The organism is Cupriavidus phytorum (assembly GCF_003254285.1).
In the GTDB taxonomy this organism is placed as follows: Bacteria; Pseudomonadota; Gammaproteobacteria; order Burkholderiales; family Burkholderiaceae; genus Cupriavidus; species Cupriavidus phytorum.
In genome coordinates this window covers 22,862-47,491 of sequence record NZ_QKZN01000020.1, presented here as the reverse complement: position 1 = coordinate 47,491, position 24,630 = coordinate 22,862, and the positions used below count along the sequence as shown (strand labels likewise).

Genomic DNA, 24,630 nt, shown 5'->3' with positions numbered 1-24,630 from the left:
ACCCTGATACCGGTACGACTTATGGGATCCCAAGACCAGAACGCGGCGCCCGCCGCACGCCAGACCCCCTGGATGAACGAAGAGCTGGAAATGTTCCAGGACACGGTGCGCCGCTTCGTCGAGCGCGAACTCGCCCCCAACGAGGCGCGCTGGGCCGTACAAGGCTACATCGACCGCGACATGTGGCGCCGCGCCGGCCAGATCGGGCTGCTGTGCGCCAGCATCCCCGAGGAATACGGCGGCGGCGGCGGCACCTTCGCCCACGAGGCCATCATCACCCAGGAGATGTCGCGCGCGGTCTGCACCAGCCTGGGCAACAACGTGCACAGCGGCATCGTGGCCCATTACCTGCTGCGCTACGGCACCGAGGCGCAGAAGCAGAAATGGCTGCCGCAGATGGCCAGCGGCGAACTGGTGGCCGCCATCGCGATGTCGGAACCCGGCGCCGGTTCCGACCTCAAAGCGATACGCACGCGCGCGCTGCGGGAACCGACCGCGGACGGAGACTGCTATCGCATCAACGGCGCCAAGACCTTCATCACCAACGGCTACCACGCCGACCTGATCTGCGTGGTGGCCAAGACCGATCCGGAAGCCGGCTCGCGCGGCGTGTCGCTGGTCATGGTGGAAACCCGCGACCTGCCGGGTTTCCGTCGCGGCCGCATCCTGGAAAAGATCGGGCAGAAGGGCCAGGACACCGCCGAGCTGTTCTTCGACGACGTGCTGGTGCCCTGCGACAACCTGCTCGGCACGCAGGAAGGGCAGGGCTTTTACCAGCTGATGCAGCAGCTGCCGCAGGAACGCATGATCATTGCGCTGGGCGCGGTCGCCACCATGCAGCGCGCGATCGAGCTGACCACCGACTACGTGCGCCAGCGCAAGGTGTTCGGCCAGCCGCTCGGCGACCTGCAGAACACCCGTTTCAAGCTGGCCGAATGCAAGACCGTGGCCACCATCGCCGCGACCTTCGTCGACGACTGCATGCAGCGCCTGATGGACGGCCAGCTCGACGCGGCGACCGCGGCGATGGCCAAATGGTGGTGCACCCAACAGAACTGCCAGGTCATCGACGAGTGCCTGCAGTTGCACGGCGGCTATGGCTACATGCTGGAATACCCGATCGCGCGCATGTACGCGAACGCACGCGTCAGCAAGATCTTCGGCGGCTCCAACGAGATCATGAAGGAGCTGGTCGCGCGCACGCTGTGAGCGTCGTCAGCGCGGGCGCTGCGCTATCAGCACTGTCTGTGTGCTAGTGCGCGCAGGCAGCGCGAGGCAGCGCAAAACGCCTGACGACATGCGCAAAAATGAAAGCCGGCAGCCCTGCCGGCTTTCGTGCTTATGGTTACAAAACCGGATGTGCACGGATCGCGGGAAAGGTGTAAGGTGTGTCACAAGCATGGTCAATGGCCCGTCGCGCGCGGGGGCGAAGCCGAGTGGAATCAGCCAAAGGCTGACAGCGACATCCGGCAGGAATGCAGCGGGAATTGCAGCAGCGACGCAGCAGCGAAACACCCGTTGCATCGATGCAAGATTCGTCAACTCGGACTCCACCATCGCCGTTATTTGACTATGATGAAGTAAAGACTTCGCAACATGACAGGTCGCCAGGCCGGGGTGGTGTACCGCGAACGTTGCGCGAAGCCTTGGGGGTAGCACTACCTACGCCTCGGACGTGAACTCTGACGGGAGTGAGGTATGGACATTTTTGGCCATTACGCTACGCGGTTCGAAGCTCGCAAGGAAGAGGAATACAGCATCCAGGAATACCTGGAGATCTGCAAGAAGGATCCGACTGCCTACGCGACCGCTGCCGAACGCATGCTCGCCGCGATCGGTCAGCCTGAGCTGGTGGATACCCACCACGATCCCAGGCTGTCCCGCCTGTTCTTCAACAAGGTCATTCGCATCTATCCGGCCTTCCGCGACTTCTACGGCATGGAGGACACGATCGAGCAGATCGTCTCGTTCTTCAAGCACGCGGCGCAGGGCCTGGAAGAGCGCAAGCAGATCCTGTATCTGCTCGGGCCTCCCGGCGGCGGCAAGTCCTCGCTCGCGGAGAAGCTGAAGGCGTTGATGGAGCAGATTCCCATCTACGCGCTGAAGGGGTCGCCCATTCACGAGTCGCCCCTGGGCCTGTTCTCGCCCGAAGAAGATGGCAAGATACTGGAAGAGGACTACGGCATCCCGCTGCGCTATCTCAATACCATTGCCTCGCCATGGGCAGTGAAGCGCCTGCACGAGTTCAACGGCGACATCACCAAGTTCAAGGTGGTGAAGCTGCGTCCGTCGGTGCTGTCGCAGATCGCGATCTCGAAGACCGAGCCGGGCGACGAGAACAACCAGGACATTTCGTCGCTGGTGGGCAAGGTCGACATCCGCAAGCTCGAGGACTTCCCACAGGACGACCCGGACGCGTACTCGTATTCCGGCGGCCTGTGCCTGGCCAACCGCGGCCTGCTCGAGTTCGTCGAAATGTTCAAGGCGCCGATCAAGGTGCTGCACCCGCTGCTGACCGCGACCCAGGAGGGCAACTACAAGGGCACGGAAGGCTTCGGCGCGATCCCGTTCGACGGCGTCATCCTGGCGCACTCGAACGAGGCCGAGTGGCAGACCTTCAAGGCGGACAAGAATAACGAGGCCTTCCTCGACCGGATCTATATCGTCAAGGTCCCTTACTGCCTGCGCGTGTCCGACGAGGTCAAGATCTACGACAAGCTGTTGCGCAGCAGTTCGCTGTCGGCCGCGCCGTGCGCGCCCAACACGCTGAAGATGATGGCGCAGTTCGCCGTGCTCACGCGCATCAAGGAGCCGGAGAATTCCAACATCTTCTCGAAGATGCGCGTCTACGACGGCGAGAGCCTGAAGGACGTGGACCCGAAGGCGAAGTCGTACCAGGAATACCGCGACTACGCCGGCATCGACGAGGGCATGAACGGTCTGTCGACGCGCTTCGCGTTCAAGGTCCTGTCCAAGGTCTTCAACTTCGACAACACCGAAGTGGCGGCCAACCCGGTGCACCTGCTGTACGTGCTCGAGCAGCAGATCGAGCGCGAGCAGTTCCCGCCGGAGCAGGAAGCCAAGCTGCTGTCGTATATCAAGGAGTACCTGACCACGCCGTTCGTTGAGTTCATCGGCAAGGAGATCCAGACCGCTTACCTGGAATCGTATTCGGAGTACGGGCAGAACATCTTCGACCGCTATGTGGTGTTCGCCGACCTGTGGATCCAGGACCAGGAGTACCGCGATCCCAACACCGGCGAAATCCTCGACCGCAACGCGCTGAACGACGAGCTGGAAAAAGTGGAAAAGCCCGCGGGGATCTCGAACCCGAAGGATTTCCGCAACGAGATCGTCAATTTCGTGCTGCGGGCGCGGGCCAACAACGGTGGCAAGAACCCGGTCTGGACCAGTTATGAAAAGCTGCGGATGGTGATCGAGAAGCGCATGTTCTCCACCACGGAGGACCTGCTGCCGGTGATCTCGTTCAACGCCAAGTCTTCGCGCGAAGACCAGGACAAGCACGAGAACTTCGTCAACCGCATGGTCGAGAAGGGGTACACGCCCAAGCAAGTGAGACTGTTGGTGGAGTGGTATCTGCGCGTAAGAAAGTCATCGTAACGGCGCCGCGGAACAGGTCTCTCAACGAGGGCAACATATGGCTACGGTCATCGATCGGCGCGAAAACGGCGGCAACAAGAGTGCCGTCAACCAGCAACGCTTCATCAAGCGCTACCGCGAGCAGATCCGGCAAGCGGTGGCAAAGGCGGTGTCCGGCCGGAAGATCATGGACATCGAGCAGAGCGGGCAGGTGTCCATTCCGGTCAAGGACATCAGCGAACCGATCTTCCACCACGGCCCGGGCGGGCGGCGCGAGTGGATTCACCCTGGCAACAAGAAGTTCGTCAAGGGTGATTCCTTCGACCGCCAGCAGCAGGGCGGCGGCGGCAGCGGTTCGCGGGCCAGCGACAGCGGCGAGGGCGAGGACGATTTCGTCTTCACGCTGTCGCGCGAGGACTTCCTCAATTTCTTCTTCGAGGACATGGCGCTGCCGGACCTGGCCAAGCGCCACCTCGCCAAGATCGCCGAGGTGCGCAAGGTGCGCGCCGGCTATTCGATCGACGGCACCCCGTCCAACCTGTCGATCCTGCGCACCATGCGCAGCTCGCTGGGGCGGCGCATCGCCTTGTCCAGCCCTTACCAGAAGCGCCTGCGCCAGCTGGAGCTGGCCTATGCCGAGGCGCTGGAGCAGGACGGACCGTATGCCGAAGGCACGCTCGAGCTGATGGAGAAGATGCGGCACCTGCGCGCCTGCATCGACCGCGTTCCCTTTATCGAGAAGCTCGACCTGCGCTACAACAACCGCGTGCTGAAGAAGCGCCCGCAGGCCCAGGCGGTGATGTTCTGCCTGATGGACGTGTCCGGCTCGATGGATGAGAGCCGCAAGGACCTGGCCAAGCGCTTTTTCATGCTGCTGTACCTGTTCCTGAAGCGCAACTACGAGCGCATCGACGTGGTGTTCATCCGCCATCACACCGTGGCGAAGGAAGTCGAAGAGGAAGATTTCTTCCACTCGCGCGAGTCCGGCGGCACCGTCGTGTCGAGCGCGCTGAAGCTGATGGTAGAGGTCATCCACGACCGCTATCCGCCCAGCCAGTGGAACATCTATTGCGCGCAGGCCTCGGACGGGGATAACTGGGCCGGCGATTCCGAGTTGTGCGGGCGGCTGCTGCGCGAGTCGATCCTGCCGCTGGTGCAGTATTACGCCTATGTGGAGGTAGCGTCGGAAGAGCCGCAGAACCTCTGGGAAGAGTATCTGACGGTGAAGAGCCAGTTCGATCACTTTGCGATGCAGCGCATCATCGGCGCGGACGAGATCTACCCGGTGCTGCACGACCTGTTCCAGAAACGCGCGGCATAATCAGTGCTGGCCGGTGGATTGCCGGCAAGCCGCGGTGAAGAAGGCAATATTGGCAAGACAGGGGATCCGGCGGCGCGCCCGCGCCGCAAGCACCGGCCTGCCTGTCTTGCCCGGACAAAAGGGGCGAAGATGGCTTATCTGTCCACGGGTTCGGAATGGACCTTCGAGTTGATCAACCGGTATGACCGCGAGATTTCTCGCATCGCCGGCGAATTCGGCCTGGATACCTATCCCAATCAGATCGAGATCATTACCGCGGAGCAGATGCTCGACGCCTATGCGTCGGCGGGGCTGCCGGTGGGCTACAGCCACTGGTCCTACGGCAAGCATTTCCTGGCGTCGGAGCGCAGCTACCAGCGCGGGCACATGGGGCTGGCCTACGAGATCGTGATCAACTCCAATCCCTGCATCGCCTACCTGATGGAGGAGAACACCATGCCGATGCAGGCGCTGACGATTGCGCATGCCTGCTACGGCCATAATTCCTTCTTCAAGGGCAACTACCTGTTCCGCACCTGGACCAACGCGGACGCCATCGTCGACTACCTGCTGTTCGCCAAGAACTATGTAGCCGAGTGCGAGCAGCGCTACGGCGAGCAGGAGGTGGAACTGCTGCTGGACTCCTGCCACGCGCTGCAGAACTACGGCGTGGACCGCTACAAGCGGCCCAAGAAGCTGTCGATCACCGAGGAAAAGGCGCGTCAGGCCGACCGCGAGAACTACCTGCAGATGCAGGTCAACGACCTGTGGCGCACGCTGCCCAAGCACCGGCCGCACGCGCTGGCGTCGGACGACGACACGCCCGAGCCGGATGTGCCGTTCCCGCCCGAGCCGCAGGAGAACCTTTTGTACTTCATCGAGAAGAACGCGCCCAAGCTGGCACCGTGGCAGCGCGAGATCGTTCGCATCGTGCGCAAGATCGCGCAGTACTTCTATCCGCAGCGCCAGACCAAGGTGATGAACGAAGGCTGGGCCACGTTCTGGCACTACACCATCATCAACCAGCTGTACGAGGAAAAGCTGGTCAACGACGCCTTCATGATGGAGCTGCTGCAGGCGCACACCAACGTCATCTACCAGCCGCCGTACCACAGCCCCTACTACAGCGGCATGAACCCCTACACGGTGGGCTTCCTGATGTTCCAGGACCTGCGCCGCATGTGCGAGAACCCGACCGACGAGGACTACCGCTGGGCGCCCGAGATCGCCGGCACCGACTGGCGCAAGACGCTGGACTTCGCCATGCGCAACTTCAAGGACGAGAGCTTCCTGCTGCAGTTCCTGTCGCCGCGCGTGATCCGCGAACTGAAGCTGTTCTCGGTACTGGACGATGACCGCGAAGGCAAGCTGCGCGTGACCGCGATCCATGACGACGAGGGCTACCGCGCGATTCGCCAGCTGATGGCGGCGCAGTACGACCTGTCCAGCATGGAGCCCAATATCCAGGTTACCAACGTCGATGTCGGCGGCGACCGCTCGCTGACGTTGCGCCACCTGCAGAACGACCGGCGTCCGCTGGCGCACAACTTCGATGAGGTGGTGCGGCACGTGACCCGGCTATGGGGCTTTACCGTGCGGCTGGAGGTGGCCTATGAAGACGGCCGCACCGAGCTCAAGTACGAATGCAAGCCTGAGCGCCGCCACCGCCGCCCGCACGGCAGCGGGCTGAGCCTGGCCGCCTGACCGACAGGCGGCGCCGCTGGCCCCGCCGCTTCAGGCGGCGGGCGCCGGTTCGCACCAGTCGCGCACCAGTTCCACCGCGTTGCGGCCGTCGCTGGCACAGACCGCTTCGCCCAGCACGCGGCCCCACCACTGTTCCGACCCGTCCGCCACGCGCCACGCATGCAGCCGGCGCGTATAGAGCTGCAGGTCATATTCCTCGGTAATGCCGATCGCGCCGTGCACGGCATGCGCGATCGCGGCCACCGGCGTGACCGCGTCGCTGGCGCGCAGCTTGCCGATCGCCGCGCGCAGGCGGTCGGGCGTGGCGCCGTCGCTGTCGCAGGCCAGCTGCGCGGCCACCCGCGCCGCGGCGACATGCTCTGCCATCTCGCTGACCTGGTGCTGGATTGCCTGGAACTTGCCGATGGCGCGGCCGAACTGCTGGCGGTCGTTGGCGTATTGCAGCGTCATATCGAGCACATGCGACAGCGCGCCGGCCAGTTGTGCCGCGTGCAGGCAGGCGCCCAGCGTGCGCACGGTGCCGGCCGGCAGCTGGAATGCCGCGGGCGCGGCGGGGTCCGGGCGCGGCACGCGCCGGGTCAGGTCGCCGTGCGCACCGGTGGCCTCGGCGCGCGCCGCCGCGGCGGGCAGCAGCAGGCAGCGCTCGCCGTCCTGCAGCAGGAACCATTGCGCATGGCGGGCGTCCGCAGCCAGCGTGGCGGCGGCGCCGTCGTCGAAGCTTGCCAGCGCGATCGGGCCGTCTGGCAGCGCGACGCCGCCGGCCTGCAGCAGCGCGCGCGCAAAGATGGTCTGCGCCAGCGGCAGCGGCAGGGCGTGGCGGCCGGTGACGAACAGCACCGGCGTCAGTTCGCGCAGCGGCAGCGCGGCGCCGCCGGCGGATTCGGGCAACAGGCAGTCGGCGAAGCCGCTGTCTTGCAGCGCTTGCCATAGCGGCTGCGGATTGGCCTGCTGTTCCAGCGCGCGCACCGTGGCGGGCGTGCAGCAGTCGCGCAGCAGCGCGTCGAGGACATCGGAGTAGGCGTTATGCATGGGCAGTCTCGTTCAGGATGGCGGTCGGCGGGAGCGGATCAGCGCAGGCCCAGCCCGCGCGCGATCATGCCGCGCAGGATTTCGCGGGTACCGCCGCGCAGCGAGTACGACGGCGCGATCTGCGTCACATAGGCCAGCGTGCGGTACAGCGCTCCGTCGGCCGCGAGTGCCGGTTCGTCGCCGAGCGCGGCTTCCACCAGGGCCGGCACCGACTGCTCGAAGGTGGTGCCCAGGTCCTTCACCAGCGCGGCCTCCACCACCGGGCTTTCGCCCGCGGCCAGCCGCGCCGTGACCGCCAGCGACATTGCGCGCAGCACCGCCAGGTGGCCGGCGAGGCGGCCGGCGGTGACAGTGTCGCGCCGCGCCGGCGGCAGCCGGCGCAGGGCGTCGAGCCAGGTGTCGAGCAGCACTACGCTGGAATACAGCCGCTCCGGGCCGCTGCGCTCGAATGCCAGCTCGGCGTTGACCTGCTCCCAGCCGCTGCCTTCGTTGCCGACCAGCGCATCCGCGGCCAGCGCCACGTCGTCGAAGGTCACTTCCGAGAAGTGCGCATCGCCGGCCAGGTCGCGGATCGGCCGCACCGTGACGCCCGGCGCATGCAGGTCGACGATGAACTGCGACAGCCCGGCCTGCCGGTCCTGCGGCGTGCCCGAGGTGCGCACCAGCGCGATCATGAAGTGGCAGCGGTCGGCATTGGTGGTCCAGATCTTGCGCCCGTTCAGGCGCCAGCTGCCATCCGGCTGGCGCACCGCGCGCGTGGCCACGCTGGCCAGGTCAGAGCCGGAATTGGGCTCGCTCATGCCGATGCAGAAGAAGGCCTCGCCGCGGCTGATCGCGGGCAGGTAGCGCGCCTTCTGCGCGTCGTTGCCGTAGCGCAGGATCAGCGGGCCGCTCTGGCGGTCGGCGATCCAGTGCGCCGACACCGGCGCGCCGGAGGCCAGCAGCTCTTCCACCAGCACGAAGCGCGAGAACGGGTCCAGTCCCGCGCCGCCGTACTGCGCCGGCAGCGTGATGCCGACCCAGCCGCGCGCGGCCAGCGCCCGGCTGAAGCCGGCATCGAAGCCCATCCACGAGCGCGCCCGCGTTTCCGGCGGCAGCGCCGGCAGGTGCTGGTCCAGGAAGGCCCGCACCTCGGCGCGGAATGCCGCGGCGTGGGGCGGCAAGGTGGTGAGGGTGAAGGTGGAGAGCAATGCGGTCACGTTTGAGTCCTGTCGCTTGATATGGCAGAGGCGTGCCTTGGATGCCGCGCAGCGTTACCGACCCGCCAGCAGCCGGCGCGCGGTATAGGTCATCACCTTTTCCCCGCGCTGGTTGAACACCTCGATGCGCGAGTCCACCACGGCGCGGCCGCTGCGCGAGGTCGGGCGGATGCCGGTCACGGTCACGGTGGCGTGGATGGTGTCGCCGACCAGCACCGGGCCGTGGATCTGCTGCGTCAGCTCCAGCATCGCCAGCCCGGTGCCCTGGATCATGGTCTGCAGGATGAAGCCCTCGATCAGCGCATAGGTCAGCGCCGCCGGCACCGGCCGGCCCTGGATCGCGCCGCCGTCGTAGCCGGCTTCGATGAAGATGGCCTCGACCATGCCGGTGACCGAGATGAAGTTGACCAGGTCGGTCTCGGTCACGGTGCGGGCAAAGGTGCGGAAGGCCTGGCCCTGGTGCAGGTCTTGCCAGTAGAAGCCCTGGCCCAGGCGGGGCAGTTCGGCATGCGTCATGGTGTCTCCGTGGCGGCGGCGCAGTGCGCGGCGCCGCTCTGTTGCAGCTGTGCGATCTGTTCTTCAGCGAGGCCGGCCCCGGCCAGCACCGCGCGGGTGTGCTCGCCCAGGCGCGGCGGCAGCGCCAGCGGCGCGCGCTGGCCGTCGAAACGCACCGGCGCCCCGGGAAAGCGCAGCTTGCCCATGGCCGGATCGTCGGCGGTCTCGAAGAAGCCGGTGGCGGCCAGGTGCGGATCGCGCGGCAGGTCGTCGAGTGTGTTGATGCGCGCCACCGGGATCTGCAGCCGTTCGCACAGCGCCACCCAGTGCGCGGTGCCGTGCGCCTGCACGATCTCGCCGGTCAGTTCGTACAGGGTCTCGATATGCTCGGTGCGCGCGGCGATGTCGGCAAAGCGCGCATCGGCAGCCAGCTCGGGGCGCCCGGCGGCGTGGAAGAAGTCGCGCCAGTGCGCATCGGTGTACGGCATCATGCAGACATGGCCGTCGGCGCTGCGGTAGGGGCGGCGCAATGGCGCCAGCACGCGCGGATAGCCGCAAGGCCCGCGCGGCGGCTCGAAGTGGTGGCCGTAGAAATGCTCGACCAGGTTGAACGCCACCATCGACTCGAACATCGGCACCTCGACCAGCGTGCCATGGCCGGCGCCGCCGTCAGCCTGGCGCCGCGCGCGGCCGGCCAGCGCCGCGCACACCGACAGCGCCGCCACCAGCCCGCTGGTCTTGTCCGCTGCAATGGTGGGGAAGTAGCGGCTGTCGCCGGTCTGCGCCGCCATCAGCGCGGCATTGCCCGACAGGCCCTGGATGATGTCGTCGTAGGCCGGCCGGCCGCCATAGGGACCGTCATCGGCAAAGCCCAGCAGGCTGACGAAGACCAGGTCCGGATGGCGCGCCCGCACCGCGTCGGGGTCCAGCCCGAGCGCCGCCAGCTTCTGCGGGCGCATGCTGTGCATCAGCACGTCGGCGCCGGCCAGCACGCGCTCCAGCGCGGCCTGCGCGGCGGGCTGCTTCAGGTCCAGCACCACGCTGCGCTTGCCGCGGTTGACGCCCAGGAAGATCGCCGCCATGCCCGGTTCGGCGGCGGGCCCGGTGCGGCGCGTGGAATCGCCTTCGGGCGGCTCGACCTTGATCACCTCGGCGCCGAGATCCGCCAGCCACTGGCTGGCATACGGCCCCATCACTACGGTGGACAGGTCGACCACGCGAATACCTGCAAGCGGCAGCATAGTGTCTCCGGTCTTTTGTACTGTGGGCCACAGGGTAGATCAGCGGGCACCGGCTGGTCTAATATTACTTTTTTAGCAATCGATATCCTGTGGATATTGGCAACCATGGACCTGCGCCAACTGCAGCAGTTCGTCGCCCTGGCCGAGACCGGCAACTTCCACCGCGCCGCCGAACGGCTGCACATGGCGCAGCCGCCGCTTTCGATCTCGATCCGCAAGCTCGAGGAGCAACTCGGCACGGCGTTGTTCGTGCGGACCTCGCGCGGGGTGCGGCTGACGCAGGCGGGCGAGGCCGCGCTGCAAGACGCGCGCCGCGCGCTGTTCCACGCGCAGCAGGCGCGTGCCGCGGCGATGGCCGCCGGGCAGGGCGAGCGCGGCGCGTTGCGCATCGGCTTTATCGGCTCGGCGACTTATGCGCTGCTGCCCAAGCTGATCCCGGCGTTCCGCGCCGCGCATCCCGGCATCGAGCTGATCCTGCATGAATCGACCACCGCCGCGATCCTCGACCGGCTGGAGAAGCACCAGATCGATGCCGGGCTGGTGCGCTTCCCGATCCTGAGCAGCGGCGGCTACGCGCTGACGCCGCTGGAGAACGATGTCTTCGTCGCCGCGGTGCCGGCCGACAGCCCGCTCGCGCGCGCGGACGCAATCGCGCTGCGCGCGCTGGCCGACCAGCCCTTCATCATGTATCCGGCGGCGCAGGTGCCCAACCTGCATGCGGTGGCGATGCTGCTGTGCCAGCAGGCGGGATTCGTGCCGCGCGTCACGCAGGAGGCGGTGCAGGTGCAGACCCAGGTAAGCCTGGTGGAAAGCGGATTGGGGGTGGCGCTGGTGCCGAGCGTGGCGGCGCGCTACGCCAACCGGCGCGTGCGCTTCCTGCCGTTGTCCAGCCCACGGCCGGCGGGCCGCATCGGCATTGCGCTGGCGGCGCGGCCCGATGATGGCGACCGCCAGGTGCAGCGCTTCCTGGCGGCGGCGCAGGCCGCGGTGCAGTAAGCAACGAACAAGGCAGGACGCTCAGGCGGCGCGCGGACGCGGGGCGCGCGGCCGGACTGCCGAGGTCATGCCGGCGCGCTCCAGGTTGACGCCGGGCAGCAGGTGCAGCAGCCGCACCAGCTCGGACTGGCGGTGCGTGCCGGTCTTGCGCAGCTTGTCGCGGATATGCACGCGCACGGTATGGGGCGAGAGGAACTCGCGCTCGGCGATTTCGTTCAGGGTTTCGCCGGCGGCGAGCCGGATGGCGATGATGCTTTCCTTGCGCGACAGCCCGAACAGCGAGGTCAGCACGCCCGCATCCAGCACCGAGCGCGATTCGGAATTGCCCAGCAGCAGCATCGCCGCGGGCAGCTGCCACGGGCCCTCCACCGGCTGGCGCGACACCAGCGGCGTGACGATGATCGGCACCGGCTGCCCGCCCGAGGTGATATGCATCCACGAGCCCGACGCGGCGTCGGCGCCGCGGCCGCGCATGGCGCCGTCGAGCAGCTTGCGCAGCACCGCCTGCAGCGTGTCGCTGTGGGCGCGCAGCACGCCGTCCTGCAGCGACAGGTGGCTGTCGGCCTGCACCAGCGCTTCGGCCCAGCTGTTGGCGTAGCGCACGCGCAGGTCGGCCTGCAGCACCATCACGCCGAAGTCCAGCGTATCGAGGCCGGCCAGGCCCAGGCTGGCCAGCCCGCTCAGTTCGAAGTTGCGCTGCTGCATGCGCGCCGCGCGCACCCAGTGCGGCATGACGTGCGACAGGCGCCGTTCGCGCTGGCCCGTGCTGATGCTGCCGGCGTTGGTGCCGCTCATCAGCACGCACACTTCGGCGTTCTCGACCAGCCGGATGCCTTGCTCGAGTTCGGTGCAGGCCAGCGCCACGACATCGGTGGCGGTTGCGGCGCCGCCGCAGCACAGCGCGGCCGCGTCGAGCCGGGCCGGGCCGGCACCGTGGCAGGCGCCGTCGAGCGTCCCGGGCAGGCGCTCGGGCAGGCTGGCACCGCCGGTGAAGCAGCCGTGCGGGGTCACGCCGAGGCGGGCATGGCCGGCCAGCTTGTCCCAGATCAGGTAGCGCGGGCTGACGGTGCAGGTGTACCGTGAAAACAGGTCGAGGGCGGCGGGCATGGCCGCGACGTCCAGCGCGGACTCATAGATGGAGTCGACCAGACGATGGAAGTCCTCGTCCGTTGTCGGGTGTTCGCCCATGTTCAGATCCCCCCGGTGGCAAACGCCTCTTGCTCTGCGCCACGGCAAGTGGCCACATCCCTTCGTGTTATCGGTTCCGTTCTGGCGTTCTGTAGTGGCGCCGATACGGCTGCTGCCGGCAGCGCGCCTGGTCGGACGCGCTTGCCGTGCCGCAATCATGCCAAACAATGTTGTATGTTTTATACCCCGTGTTAGGGGGGGAAACCCCGATTGTGGGCGCAAGATTCCCAATAAGGCTCATCGCGCGACGCTTTTTTGACTCTCGCAGGCGCGATCGCGGTCACTGGGGCGCCGCCTTGGTCGCCAGCTCGCCCACGGGCAGTTCCACCGCTCCGCCATCGACCTGGATGGTCAGGTTCGGCGAGGCCATGCGGATGCCGCTGGCGTCGAAGTTGCGCTTGAGCCGCGCATTGAAGGCGCGCGTGATCTCCGCCTGCATCAGCGGCCGGGTCTTGATCTGCGCCATCACCACCGGGCCGCTCGGGTCGAAGCGGTCCAGGCCCAGGATCTCGAGGCCGGACATCAGCTTGCGGCCGTAGCGGTGGTCGCGCGCCAGCTCGGCGCCGGTGGTGCGGATCAGGTCCAGCGCCCGGTCCAGGTCGCTCTGGTAGCTGATGCCGATGCTGAGCACGGCGTAGCCGTAGCCGCGCGACAGGTTCTTGACCGCCTTGATCTGGCTGTACGGCAGCGTGTGCAGCGCGCCGCGGCCGTCGCGCAGCTTGACGGTGCGGATGGTCATGGCCTCGACCACGCCGGCGTGGTCGGGCAGCTCGATCGAGTCGCCGATGGCGATGGAATCCTCGACCACGATAAACAGGCCGGTGATCAGGTCCTGCACCAGGCTTTGCGCGCCGAAGCCGATGGCCAGGCCGACCACGCCGGCGCCGGCCAGCAGCGGCGTCACGTTGACGCCCAGGTTGGCCAGCACCGCGATCACGGTCAGCACCAGCAGGCCGATGAACGACGCATTGCGCACCAGCGGCAGGATGGTCCGGGCCCGCAGGCTGGGCTGCGCGGCGCGCGCATGCGCGGGCGACAGGGACTGCATGATGGCGGTATCGATCAGCAGCCAGACCAGCCAGGCCAGCAGCACGGTGCTGGTGACGTGGAACGCGGTCTCGGTCAGCTGGCGCCCGGCGGCGGACGACTCGGCCAGCCGCACCAGCGAAGAGCCCCACACGCGCATGACCATTTCCACGTACACCGCCCACACCAGCACGCGCGCCAGCGCCAGCGCAAAGCGCCCGAAGCGCTGCAGGTAGGCCGAGCGGCGGCGGTCGCGGATGCGCGGCGCGCGCGCGCCGGCCTTGGGCGAGCGCCCCAGCACCATGGTCAGCAGCAGCGCGGCGACGAACAGCGCCACCGACGCCACCGTGCGGCGCAGGAACACATCGGCGTGGCCGGTGGCCAGCACCGTGCCGATCACCGACGCCACCACCACCGCCAGCACCGGCAGGTGCCAGGCGCGGCCGGCCAGGCGCAGCAGGTCGGTCACGGCGGGATGGGCCTGGCGGAAGGCCAGCGGACGCTGGCTGATCAGCTGGCCGACCTGGCGGCGGAAGCCCAGCGCGAATGCGCCGATGCCCAGCGCCGCGGCGATATTGGCCAGGGTCGAGACCAGCGCGCACAGGTTGCCGCCCAGCACCGCAACCACGCGGCCGTCGGCGGCGCCGTTGCCCAGTGCCGCCAGCGCGCCGGTGCAGAACAGCAGCCACGGGGAACGTGCCAGCAGCTGGCGCACCGCCAGTCGCCGGTGCGCAGTCCGGAACAGCGCGAAGATGACCTGGCACACCGCCGCCGCGACCGCGCCGGCGACGATGGCGTAGGCCAGCAGCACGGCGGCGACGCTGGCCGGCGATTGCGCGAACAGCTGGCGGGCCAGCAGCAGCGTCAGCCCGAACGCCACCACCCACGGCCCGATATGGCGCAGCATGTACAGACCGACGTCGACCCACGACGGCAGTTCGGGCAGCCTGCCGCGCGGCGCATGCGCGGCGCCGGCCGTGCGCCGCCGCCGCAGCCGGTGCCCGATCTCGCGCAGCAGCCAGCCGCAAACACCCCATGCCGCCAGCACCAGCGCGAATTCGCGCAGCGCGTCCAGTGCCGGGCGCGTGCCGCCCTGCGTCAGCGCGGCGCGCCATTCCTCGGCCGCGAAGCGCGTGCGCCAGCCCCAGTACTGCCACGGGCCGCGGTCTTCGCGCAGCTGCGAGTCGACTTCGTCCAGCACCTGCGCCACCGCGCCGATCAGGCCGGGCGCCGAGGCCGCGGCCGGCGGCGCCATCGCCGCCGACGCCGCCAGGCCCTGCCGCAGGGTTTGCAGCTGGCCCACCAGCGCGCGCCGCTCGCCGTCGTCCTGCAGCGTGGCGATGACCTGGTCCAGCGACTGCGCCAGCGGCGCGCTGGCCCCAGCGGTGCTGGCGGGGGCCGCGGTTTTTTCCGCCGGCGCCAGCAAGGTGGAGAGCGGGCCGGCCGGGGCGGCGCGCACCGGCATGGCGCACAGCAGCACCAGCAGGCCGGCCAGCCAGGCCAGGGCGGCATGCCGGCGGCGCCGGGCGAAGGCGTGAGGTTCGGGTTTGCGCATGGCGGGTGATCGTCTGCCGGCTGGCACCGGCGCCGGAATGGCCATCGATCGCGCCACTGTAACGCATCGGTCGCGTGGTGTGCCGGGCGGCGTTCTGGTACGCGCATCGGGCGCATTCGTCGCATTCGTCGCTTCAGACGATGCATCGGCGGCCCCGATCCCCGAATCTCGAACCCACTCCGGTACAGGCGCTGCTCGCGCCTGCCGGCTTCAACCAGAACGCGGCCGCGCAGCGCGGACGCACGGCAACAAGGGACAAAGGAAAGACGGCATGGAACTCAATGCATCGGTATCGGCAGTGGTGACGGGTGGCGCTTCGGGGCTGGGCGCGGCAACCGCGCGGGCGCTGGCCGCACAGGGCGTGCGCGTGGCGCTGTTCGACCTGAACGCCGAGAAGGGCGAAGCGCTGGCGCGTGAACTCGGCGGCGTGTTCTGCCAGGTCAACGTGACCTCCGAGGCCGAGGTCGAGGCCGGCTTTGCCAAGGCGCGCGCCGCCATCGGCCAGGAGCGCATCCTGGTCAACTGCGCCGGCACGGGCAACGCCATCAAGACCGCCTCGCGCTCCAAGGAGGCGCCGGACCAGATCAAGCATTTCCCGTCCGACGCCTTCGAGCGCATCATCCAGATCAACCTGATCGGCACCTTCCGCTGCATCGCGCGTTCGGCTGCCGGCATGCTGACGCTGGACACCGCCGGCGGCGAGCGCGGCGTGATCATCAATACCGCCTCGGTGGCGGCGCAGGATGGACAGATGGGGCAGGCAGCGTACTCGGCGTCGAAGGCCGGCGTGGTCGGCATGACGCTGCCAATCGCGCGCGACCTGGCGGGCGAAGGCATCCGCGTCAACACCATCCTGCCCGGCATCTTCAATACGCCGCTGCTGCAGGGCGCGGCCGAGAACGTCAAGGCCGCACTGGCCGCGTCGGTGCCGTTCCCGAAGCGCCTGGGTCAGCCGGAAGAGTTTGCCTCGCTGGCGGTCGAGATGTGCCGCAACGGCTATTTCAACGGCGAGTCGGTGCGCCTCGACGGCGCCATCCGCATGGCGCCGCGCTGAACTCACGAGCGGCCTGTCGCCCTGTGCGGAACCGCGCCACGCGGGTCCGCACATGGCATGAAATCTTTGGGAGACGCGGATGGATTTCAGCTATCTGACGACGCTGCCTCACGCGGTGCGCCATTTCGCGCGCCTGCGGCCGGAGGCGGTGGCGTATTCGTTCGAAGGCCGGCAGACCACGTATGCCGAGTTCGAGCGCAACACCGACCGCGTGGCGCAGGCCTTGCTGGCCGAAGGCGTGCGCGCGGGTGATCGCATCGGCTATATCGGCAAGAACAGCGACCACTATTTCGAACTGCTGCTGGGCGCGGCCAAGACCGGTGCGGTGATGGCGCCGGCCAGCTGGCGTCTCGCGCCGCCCGAGGTGGAGTTCATCCTCGCGCATTGCGATGCCGTGTTGCTGTTTGTCGGCGCCGAGTCGGCGGCGATGGTGCGCAACCTGCTGCCGGCGCTGCCGCTGGTGCGCAAGGTGGTGGTGATGGAGCCGTGCGACGGGCAGGGCGACTGGCCTTGCTACACCGACTGGCGCGACGCGCATCCGGCCACGCCGCCCGCGCATGAGCCGGCCGCGCACGATGTGGTGCTGCAGCTGTACACGTCGGGCACCACCGGGCGGCCCAAGGGCGCGATGCTGACGCACCGCAACCTGACCATCGGCACCGAGGTCAGCGAGCGCGAACACCTGGCCTGGTCGCATTGGGTGGCCGACGATATTTCGCTGGTGGCGATGCCGGTGGCGCATATCGGCGGCTCCGGCTGGGGCCTGCGCAACCTGCTGTCCGGCGCCAAGGGCGTGGTCGCGCGCGAGTTCGATCCGCGCGCGGTGCTCGACTTCATCGAAAAGGAGCGCGTCAGCAAGCTGTTCCTGGTGCCGGCCGCGATGCAGATCGTGCTGCGCGACCCGCGCGCGCGCCAGGTCGACTATTCGCGCCTGAAGTACCTGCTGTACGGCGCCGCGCCGATTCCCGCGGCGCTGCTGCGCGAAGGCATCGAGGTGTTCGGCTGCGGCTTCGTGCAGCAGTACGGCATGACCGAGACCACCGGCACCATCGTCGCGCTGCCGCCCGAAGACCACACCACCGACGAGGTGCCGCGCATGCGCGCCGCGGGCAAGGCGCTGCCAGGGGTCGAGCTGAAGGTGGTGGATTACGAAGGGCGCCAGCTGGCGCCGGGCGAGGTCGGCGAGGTGGTGGTGCGCTCGCAGCACAACATGGCCGGCTACTGGAAGCAGCCCGAAGAGACCGCGCGCACCATCGACGCCGACGGCTGGCTGCGCACCGGCGACGCCGGCTACATGGATGCCGAGGGCTACCTGTACATCCACGACCGCGTCAAGGACATGATCATCAGCGGCGGCGAGAACGTCTATCCGGCCGAGGTCGAAAGCGCGATCTACGGCCATCCGCAGGTGGCCGATGTGGCCGTGATCGGCGTGCCGGACGAGAAGTGGGGCGAGGCAGTCAAGGCCATGGTCGTGCTCAAGCCGGGACAGGCGGCGGACCGCGATGCCATCCTCGCCTGGACGCGCCAGCGCGTGGCCGGGTTCAAGGTGCCGAAGAGCATCGAGTTCGTCGATGCGCTGCCGCGCAACCCATCGGGCAAGCTGCTGCGCCGCAAGCTGCGTGAGCCTTTCTGGGAAGGCATGAACCGGCAGGTGAACTGAAGCCCGCCGCAGTACGACAAAAGCCCGCCGCAACCCGGCGGGCTTTTGCTTGCGGCGGCCGGCGGCTGGAGTCCGCCGGCCGCGCCAGGCCCGGATGCCTACTCCTTCTTGATCACGCTGACCTTGCCGTCGGCTTCCAGGTAGAGCGCCTTGACGCTTTCGATCGAATCGACGCCATGCTGGCGGTACTTGGCCTCGAGTTCCTCGTCGGTGATGTTCTCGCGCCGCATGTTCTCGTGCAGCTTGACACCGTCGCGCACCAGCAGCACCTTCCTGGCTTCGGCGAAGCGCTGGAAGCTCGGGTACTTGTAGGCCAGGAAGTCGATCAGCCGGTTCCAGACGATCAGCGTGATCACCAGCAGCACGGCGTCGGCTACGCCTTCGCCCTTGCCGGCCATGCCGTTCTGCGCCGCGTCGGCGACGATCACGATCAGCAGCAGGTCGGCGATGCCCATCGAGCCGATGTCGCGCCGCACCACGAAGCGGAACAGCAGGAACAGCGACCAGTACATCACCGTGCCGCGTACGATGATTTCGAGCGGCGAGATGGTGAAGAAGAGCGCTTCGCGCCAGTCGATCGAAAAGTCCATGCCGGCAGCGCTGCAACTTTCTTGCCAGCCCGCCGGCAAACATCGAGCGGCCGCGCGGTGGCGCCGGCGCCGCTATATCGCAGGTATCGAATGGTAATTCTTACAGGCGCGGACCAGCCACGCTGCCCGTGCCTGCAAACCGCGATCAGTCAGCCTGGATGCCGAACTCCTTCACCACCTTGGTATAGCGCGAGGTATCGCTGGCGATCAGGCGGGACAGCACCGCCGGCTCGCCGCCCGCAGGCGTGACCGCGATGGTAGCCATGCGCGCGACCACGTCGGGCATCTTCAGGATCTCGTTGACGTGCGCGTTGAGCGTGCGCACCACCTCGGCCGGCATGTTCTTCGGCCCCAGCAGCGCCTGCCACGCGCCGATCTCGACATCCTTGTAGCCCAGCTCGGCCAGCGTCGGCACGTTGGGTGCGAACGGCGAGCGCTTCTGGTCGGCCACCGCCAGCGGCACCAGGCTGCCGTTGCCGACGTACTGCGAGATCGCGCCGTAGGTGATGTAGGTGACCGGCACCTGCCCGCCGATCACGTCGACGATGGCGGGCGCCAGGCCACGGTACGGCACCTGGCTGATCTTGATGCCGGCCGACTTGTTGAACAGCTCGCCCATGATGTGCATCGGCGAGCCGTTGCCCGGGGTGGCATAGGTCTCCACCTTGCCGGCCTTGGCGCGCGCCACCAGGTCGCTGACCTTGGTGATGCCGGTGCCCTTGTTGACCACCACGAACAGCGACTGCGTGCCGATCTGGCTGATCGGCGTGAAGTCCTGCTGCACGTCGTAGCTGGCGCCGGTGCCGGCGCGCAGCACCAGCGGCGCAATCGCGACGGTGTTGGGCGCGAGCAGCAGCGTGTGGCCGTCCGGGTTGGCGCGCGCCACGTAGGCGCTGCCGATGGTGCCGGCGGCGCCGGTGCGGTTTTCCACCACCACGGATTGCTTCAGGCGCGGGGCGAGCTTCTCGGCCAGCATGCGCGCCAGCACGTCGACGTCGCCGCCGGCGGGGTAGGCGACGACGATGGTGACGGGTTTGCTCGGGTACGAACCCTGGGCCAGCGCGCCGCCGGCGCCCAGCAGGGCGGCGGGAGCGAGCGTGGCGGCGGCCAGCGTGGCCAGGAGGTGGCGTCGTGCGGACTTCATGATGTTCAGACCTCGGTAAAACCGGGCACCGGCCCGGGGGCGGTGCCGCGTTGCGTGGAACGGGAGCGCGTCGGCGGCTCGGATGGATAGTGCGGACTTAGAAGATGTGCTTGATGCCGAGCATCGAGCCCCACTGGTTCTCGCCCGGGCGCGGGGCGGAACCGGGCGAGCCGCCGCTGACCGACATTGCCAGCTGGCCGCCGTTGTTGATAAAGCCCGCGGTGGCATAGACCGAGGTGCGCTTGCTGAAACTGTAGGTCGCGCGCAGCGCGTACAGCATGGCCTGGTTGTCGCTGCCGTGGTAGTTCAGGAAGTACACCTGCCCGGCCAGGTTGACCGCCGGCGTGATGTCGTGCGAGACGCCGGCGTAGTACAGGTCGCTGACCGGCGTCGGGCTGCCCTCGTTGTCGCGGCGGATCCAGCCGGCGCCGAGCTTGGTGTTCTTCAGCAGCATGTAGCCGCCCAGCGACAGGCGGTCGTCGCTCAGGTTGCTGCTGGTCAGGCCGCCGAAAGCGCCGGGGCCACCGCGCTGCGAGTCGTACGCGGCGATCACGCCCCAGGTCTTGTTGTCGTAGCCGACCATGGCGGACCATTCGCGGCACGCCTTCTTGTCGGCGGGGTTCTCGCCCGCGCAGTTGGTGCCGGCGGGACTGGGCCCGGCGTTGACTGCGTCGCGCCCGAAGCTGTAGGTGGCGCCGACGACGAAACCGTTGAAGTTGGCCTTGTACGCGACCGCGTTGTCGGCGCGCGTATTGGGCAGGTAGTTGTCGAGCGAACCCGAGCCGTAGACGTTGGGCCCGAGGATATCGCTGTCCAGGATGGCCCAGAACAGCATGGTGTACTGGCGGCCGAACGACAGCTGGCCGTACGGGTTGCTCAGGCCCACCAGCGCCTGCCGCCCGAACAGGCGGCCGCCCTGGTTGGCGCTGCCGGTGTCCGGCGAGAAGCCGGATTCCAGCACGAACAGGCCCTTGAGCCCGCCGCCCAGGTCTTCCGTGCCGCGGATGCCCCAGCGCGACGGCACCGTGGCGGTGTTGTTGGGCATGCGCACCAGGCCGTCGCCGTTGGCGCCGACATTGCTCACGTACTCGACGCCGCTGTCGATCACGCCGTACAGCGTGACCGACGATTGCGCCGATTGCGCCGAGGCCAGCAGGGGGGAGGCCGCAAGCAGCGCCGCGGCGGTTCGTGCAAGTTTCATCTACCGTTTCCTTCCGTTTTCCGTCTTCTGGTGTTTTGGTCTTGTGCTCCGGTACCCCTGCGGATGGCGGCACTGGATGTCTTCTCGGTCTCTTTTGTGTTTTATATATGAAACATCAAACAACATAAGAAACGTTGGGCAAAATATAGCTGCGACTTTCCGGAAGATGTGAGGAGGGTTATCCCTAAAGGCGGGGGCCTGCATGACTGGGGCTGGCGTCGCGACGCCGTTTGCCGGTGTGCCTATCGTTAACCCTGATCCCGTTGGCGCTGCAGCAACGCCTATCCTTCAAGGGTTTTATTTACCAACTACAGTTTTATATATGGAACAAAATCCGCCCAAGACGCCTCCCGAGCCGGACCGCAGCCTGCTGGAGGCCCTCGACACCGGCTTTGCCCAGCGCGTGGCGCAGGTGGATGGCGAGCGCGTCGCCTACCGCTGCGGCGGTGGCTCCGGACCGGTGGTGGTGCTGCTGCACGGCATCAGCTCCGGGGCGGCGTCGTGGCTGCCGTGCGCCAGCCTGCTCGCCGCGCATGCGCGCGTGATCGCCTGGGACGCGCCGGGCTACGGCGAGTCGTCGCCGCTGGCGCAGGCACGGCCGCTGGCCGCGGACTACGCGCGGCGGCTCGAGCGCCTGCTCGAGACCCTGGGCGTGCAGCCGGCGCTGGTGGTGGGGCATTCGCTGGGTGCGCTGATGGCGGCCGCCTATGCCGCCACCGCACGCCAGCTGCCGGCGCGCCTGCTGCTGCTGAGCGTGGCGCAAGGCTACGGCGCGGCGGGCAAGGAAGCGCAGGCCAGCGCGGTGGCAAGCCAGCGGCTGGAGGCCCTGGCTTCGCTGGGTGTCGACGGGCTGGCCCAGCGCGGTCCCGCGCGGCTCCTCAGCGAAGCGGCCGATGCGGGCGCACAGGCCTGGGTGCGCTGGAACATGCGGCGGCTGAACCCGGACGGCTACCGCCAGGCGGTGGCGATGCTGTGCGGCGACGACATCGATGCCTACCTGGCGCGCCGCCCGCAACGCCTGCCGACGCAGATCGCCTGCGGCGGCCGCGACGTCGTCACCACGCCGCCCGCCTGCGCGGCGCTGGCCGAGCGCTTCGGCCTGCCGTTCTCGCTGATCCCGGATGCCGGGCATGCCTGCTATATCGACCAGGCCGCCGCCACGGCGCGGCTGATCCGCTCGGCGCTGCCGGCCGGCCACTGATTCCCGCGGCGGTGTCCTGCCGCCGCGGTCTCCGCATGGGCGGCGCCTCGCTTGCGCCGCAGCGCCGGGCAATCTGCCGGGTCGCGGGTTAACCCCAGTCAATTTTTACGCCGTCGTTGTCTATAGTCGTACCTGTGTTCAATATCTAAACCAGTGTTTCATTAGTAAAACGTAGCGCAGCAACCGGAAGACGGCCAGGCGCGCACGCGGAACACGGTCCCCCTGCTGCAAGACATGGAGCCAAGCGCAATGGAAAGCCTCTCGTACAACCCGAACCTGGTGCCCTGGGAGCGTCCGGCGCCGAACAACGTCGCGGGCAAGGGCCATATCGAGCAACCCGGCAAGGTCGCCAACATCGTCTGGCAGACCCGCGCCGCCGCACCGAGCGCGTACGAGAACGCGCTGGGCGACGCGCTCGAGAGCGCCTTCGAAGGCGGCGCGCAGAACCCGCAGGACATCGTGCGCGCGTTCAACGCCGCCGGCTTCCTCACCGCCGACAGCCAGCCCTGGACCGAAGAGCGCTTCCTGTCGGAAATGCGCCGCCTGGGCGCCTGAACGCCTGAGCAACCAGCCGCCCCAGCACAGCGTCTTAGCGAGAACCCCATGGAATCGAACAAGCAAGCCCGCGCCGAAGCCCGCCTCAACACCGGCCTGCGCAACTACTGGTACCCGGTCGCCGCCTCTTGGGCCGTGTCCCATGCCCCGATCGGCATCACCCGCCTGAGCCAGAACATCGTGCTGTGGCGCGACGGCGCCGGCCAGGTCCACGCGCTGGAAGACCGCTGCCCGCATCGCGGCGCGCGGCTGTCGATGGGCTGGAACCTGGGCGACCGCGTCGCCTGCTGGTACCACGGCGTCGAAGTCGGCGGCGACGGCCAGGTCAAGAGCGTGCCGGCGGTGGAAAGCTGCCCGCTGGAAGGCCGCACCTGCGTGCGCAGCTACCCGGTGCAGGAACAGGCCGGCGCGATCTTTCTCTGGTTCGGCGAGCAGGCCCCGCAGGGTGAAGGCAGCCCCGACGAGCTGCGCCTGCCGGTAGAACTGGTCAGCGAAGAACACAGCCATTTCCTGTGCGTGGCGCACTGGGATTGCAATTACCGCTATGCCATCGACAACGTGATGGACCCGATGCACGGCGCCTACCTGCACGCGGTGTCGCACTCGATGGCGTCCGGCGAGAAGTCCGCAGTGATGCAGATCCGCGAGACCGAGCACGGCCTGGTGTTCGAGAAGACCGGCCAGCGCGGCGTCAACTTCGACTGGGTCGAGTTCGGCGAGACCGGCACGCTGTGGCTGCGCCTGGCGATCCCGTACCGCGCCAAGGTCGGCCCCGGCGGCCCCTTCGGCATCGTCGGCATGGCCACGCCGGTGGATGAAGACCACTGCATGGTGTTCTTCTGGCGCACCCGCCACGTGCAGGGCTGGGAGCGCGACGTGTGGCGCTTCCTGTATCGCAACCGCCTGGAGCAGCTGCACTGGGACGTGCTGGAGCAGGACCGCGTGGTGCTGGAAATGATGGCGCCGAATGCGCGCGACCACGAGATGCTGTACCAGCACGATGCCGGCATCACCCGCGTGCGTCGCCTGCTGAAGCGCCGCGCCGAGCAGGAAGTCGCCGACGAGCCGGTGGCCATGCTCAAGCCTGCCGGAGCCGCCAGCCATGCCTGAGGCCATCACCCAACACAAGCTGCTGGCCGGGCGCAAGGTGCTGGTCACCGGCGCCGCGCGCGGCCTGGGCCTGGCCTTCGCCAGCTCGCTGGCCGAAGCCGGCGCCAGCGTGGCGATGGCCGACATCCTGGCCGAACGCCTGCAGCAGGAAGCCGATGCGCTGCGCGCCCGCGGCCTGAAGGTGGTGCCCGTGACGCTGGACCTGTCGGATCCCGCCTCGGTGCAGGCTTGCGCCGACGCCGCGGTGAAGGCCCTGGGCGGCCTCGACGGCCTGGTCAACAACGCCGCCGTGACCGACTCGGGCGGCCGCGACGCCAGCGCCATCGACATCGCCACCTGGGACCGCGTGATGAATGTCAACGTGCGCGGCACCTGGCTGATGACTGCCGCCTGCCTGCCGGCGCTGCGCGCCAGCGGCCGGGGCGCGGTGGTCAACCTGGCCTCGGACACGCCGCTGTGGGGCGCGCCCAACCTGCTCGCCTATGTGGCCAGCAAGAGCGCCATCATCGGCATGACCCGCTCGCTGGCGCGTGAATTGGGCAAGGACCAGATCACCGTGAATGCCGTGGCGCCGGGCCTGACCCTGGTGGAAGCCACCGAATACGTGCCCCAGCATCGCCACGACCTGTACCGCGAGCAGCGCGCGATCTCGCGCGAGCAGCTGCCCGACGATGTCTGCGGCGCGGTGCTGTTCGCCCTGTCCGACCTCGCCCGTTTCGTGACCGGCCAGACCCTCGCGGTCAACGGCGGCTTTGTCATGCATTGATCCAACCGACCCA

General features: G+C 68.1%; 20 protein-coding genes. 11 read left to right on the top strand and 9 right to left on the bottom strand.

The window, feature by feature from the left end; translation table 11 throughout:
• The first annotated feature begins 21 nt into the window (after positions 1-21).
• From C7416_RS27860 to C7416_RS27845, 4 genes are all read left to right on the top strand, one after another.
• Positions 22-1,209, top strand: coding sequence for an acyl-CoA dehydrogenase family protein (locus C7416_RS27860; RefSeq protein ID WP_111521857.1), 1,188 nt, complete (start codon positions 22-24; stop codon positions 1,207-1,209).
• A 489-nt stretch (positions 1,210-1,698) separates the two neighbouring features.
• Entirely contained in the window at positions 1,699-3,621 is a 1,923-nt protein-coding gene (locus C7416_RS27855) for a PrkA family serine protein kinase (RefSeq protein ID WP_012355394.1), read from the top strand.
• Positions 3,622-3,658: 37 nt separating this feature from the next.
• On the top strand, positions 3,659-4,921 hold the full coding sequence (locus C7416_RS27850; RefSeq protein WP_111521856.1) for a YeaH/YhbH family protein: 1,263 nt from the start codon (positions 3,659-3,661) through the stop codon (positions 4,919-4,921).
• A gap of 129 nt (positions 4,922-5,050) precedes the next feature.
• Positions 5,051-6,604 carry a SpoVR family protein gene (locus C7416_RS27845; protein ID WP_111521855.1) on the top strand — a complete coding sequence of 518 codons (1,554 nt, stop codon included), beginning with the start codon at positions 5,051-5,053 and terminating at the stop codon, positions 6,602-6,604.
• A gap of 30 nt (positions 6,605-6,634) precedes the next feature.
• On the opposite strand, the gene C7416_RS27840 is transcribed toward C7416_RS27845, so the two are convergent.
• From C7416_RS27840 to C7416_RS27825, 4 genes are read right to left on the bottom strand one after another with little or no spacing between them, the layout of a single operon-like run.
• Complete coding sequence (locus C7416_RS27840; RefSeq protein WP_111521854.1) at positions 6,635-7,633, bottom strand: acyl-CoA dehydrogenase family protein; 999 nt, start codon at positions 7,631-7,633, stop codon at positions 6,635-6,637.
• Between the two features lie 38 nt (positions 7,634-7,671).
• Complete coding sequence (locus tag C7416_RS27835; RefSeq protein WP_111521853.1) at positions 7,672-8,832, bottom strand: acyl-CoA dehydrogenase family protein; 1,161 nt, start codon at positions 8,830-8,832, stop codon at positions 7,672-7,674.
• A 54-nt stretch (positions 8,833-8,886) separates the two neighbouring features.
• A complete protein-coding gene (locus C7416_RS27830; RefSeq protein WP_111521852.1) occupies positions 8,887-9,348 on the bottom strand; it encodes a MaoC family dehydratase in 462 nt (153 codons plus the stop codon).
• Entirely contained in the window at positions 9,345-10,568 is a 1,224-nt protein-coding gene (locus C7416_RS27825) for a CaiB/BaiF CoA transferase family protein (RefSeq protein ID WP_111521851.1), read from the bottom strand. Before C7416_RS27825 ends, C7416_RS27830 begins: the two co-directional genes overlap by 4 nt.
• A 105-nt stretch (positions 10,569-10,673) precedes the next feature.
• Here C7416_RS27825 and C7416_RS27820 point away from each other — a divergent pair, with 105 nt between their 5' ends.
• On the top strand, positions 10,674-11,564 hold the full coding sequence (locus C7416_RS27820; RefSeq protein WP_111521850.1) for a LysR family transcriptional regulator: 891 nt from the start codon (positions 10,674-10,676) through the stop codon (positions 11,562-11,564).
• Positions 11,565-11,585: 21 nt separating this feature from the next.
• Here the strand turns inward: C7416_RS27820 and C7416_RS27815 are convergent, their stop codons facing one another.
• Entirely contained in the window at positions 11,586-12,752 is a 1,167-nt protein-coding gene (locus tag C7416_RS27815; RefSeq protein WP_111521849.1) for a helix-turn-helix transcriptional regulator, read from the bottom strand.
• Positions 12,753-13,032: 280 nt separating this feature from the next.
• The gene (locus tag C7416_RS27810; protein WP_111521848.1) at positions 13,033-15,333 is read right to left on the bottom strand and encodes a mechanosensitive ion channel family protein; all 2,301 of its coding nucleotides are present in this window, start codon (positions 15,331-15,333) and stop codon (positions 13,033-13,035) included.
• A gap of 271 nt (positions 15,334-15,604) precedes the next feature.
• On the opposite strand from C7416_RS27810, the gene C7416_RS27805 reads away from it, so the two are divergent.
• Both C7416_RS27805 and C7416_RS27800 read left to right on the top strand, forming a co-directional pair.
• Positions 15,605-16,387, top strand: coding sequence for an SDR family NAD(P)-dependent oxidoreductase (locus C7416_RS27805; protein WP_025586544.1), 783 nt, complete (start codon positions 15,605-15,607; stop codon positions 16,385-16,387).
• Between the two features lie 79 nt (positions 16,388-16,466).
• The gene (locus C7416_RS27800) at positions 16,467-18,050 is read left to right on the top strand and encodes a fatty acid--CoA ligase (RefSeq protein ID WP_111521847.1); all 1,584 of its coding nucleotides are present in this window, start codon (positions 16,467-16,469) and stop codon (positions 18,048-18,050) included.
• A gap of 98 nt (positions 18,051-18,148) precedes the next feature.
• On the opposite strand, the gene C7416_RS27795 is transcribed toward C7416_RS27800, so the two are convergent.
• The 3 genes from C7416_RS27795 to C7416_RS27785 all read right to left on the bottom strand — a co-directional run bounded on the left by C7416_RS27795 (position 18,149) and on the right by C7416_RS27785 (position 20,985).
• Entirely contained in the window at positions 18,149-18,640 is a 492-nt protein-coding gene (locus C7416_RS27795) for a DUF421 domain-containing protein (protein ID WP_111521846.1), read from the bottom strand.
• Between the two features lie 145 nt (positions 18,641-18,785).
• The gene (locus C7416_RS27790) at positions 18,786-19,784 is read right to left on the bottom strand and encodes a Bug family tripartite tricarboxylate transporter substrate binding protein (protein WP_111521845.1); all 999 of its coding nucleotides are present in this window, start codon (positions 19,782-19,784) and stop codon (positions 18,786-18,788) included.
• Positions 19,785-19,881: 97 nt separating this feature from the next.
• Positions 19,882-20,985, bottom strand: coding sequence for a porin (locus tag C7416_RS27785; RefSeq protein WP_111521844.1), 1,104 nt, complete (start codon positions 20,983-20,985; stop codon positions 19,882-19,884).
• A 322-nt stretch (positions 20,986-21,307) separates the two neighbouring features.
• On the opposite strand from C7416_RS27785, the gene C7416_RS27780 reads away from it, so the two are divergent.
• From C7416_RS27780 to C7416_RS27765, 4 genes are all read left to right on the top strand, one after another.
• Positions 21,308-22,186: an alpha/beta fold hydrolase gene (locus C7416_RS27780; RefSeq protein WP_111521843.1), complete on the top strand. Its 879-nt coding sequence runs from the start codon at positions 21,308-21,310 to the stop codon at positions 22,184-22,186.
• Positions 22,187-22,435: 249 nt separating this feature from the next.
• Positions 22,436-22,741 (top strand): recombinase-like helix-turn-helix domain-containing protein, encoded by a 306-nt coding sequence (locus tag C7416_RS27775; protein WP_240988257.1) that lies wholly within the window; start codon positions 22,436-22,438, stop codon positions 22,739-22,741.
• A gap of 48 nt (positions 22,742-22,789) precedes the next feature.
• Positions 22,790-23,851, top strand: a complete 1,062-nt coding sequence (locus C7416_RS27770) for an aromatic ring-hydroxylating dioxygenase subunit alpha (RefSeq protein ID WP_111521841.1) — start codon at positions 22,790-22,792, stop codon at positions 23,849-23,851.
• The gene (locus C7416_RS27765) at positions 23,844-24,617 is read left to right on the top strand and encodes an SDR family oxidoreductase (RefSeq protein ID WP_111521840.1); all 774 of its coding nucleotides are present in this window, start codon (positions 23,844-23,846) and stop codon (positions 24,615-24,617) included. Before C7416_RS27770 ends, C7416_RS27765 begins: the two co-directional genes overlap by 8 nt.
• The last annotated feature ends 13 nt before the right edge of the window (positions 24,618-24,630 follow it).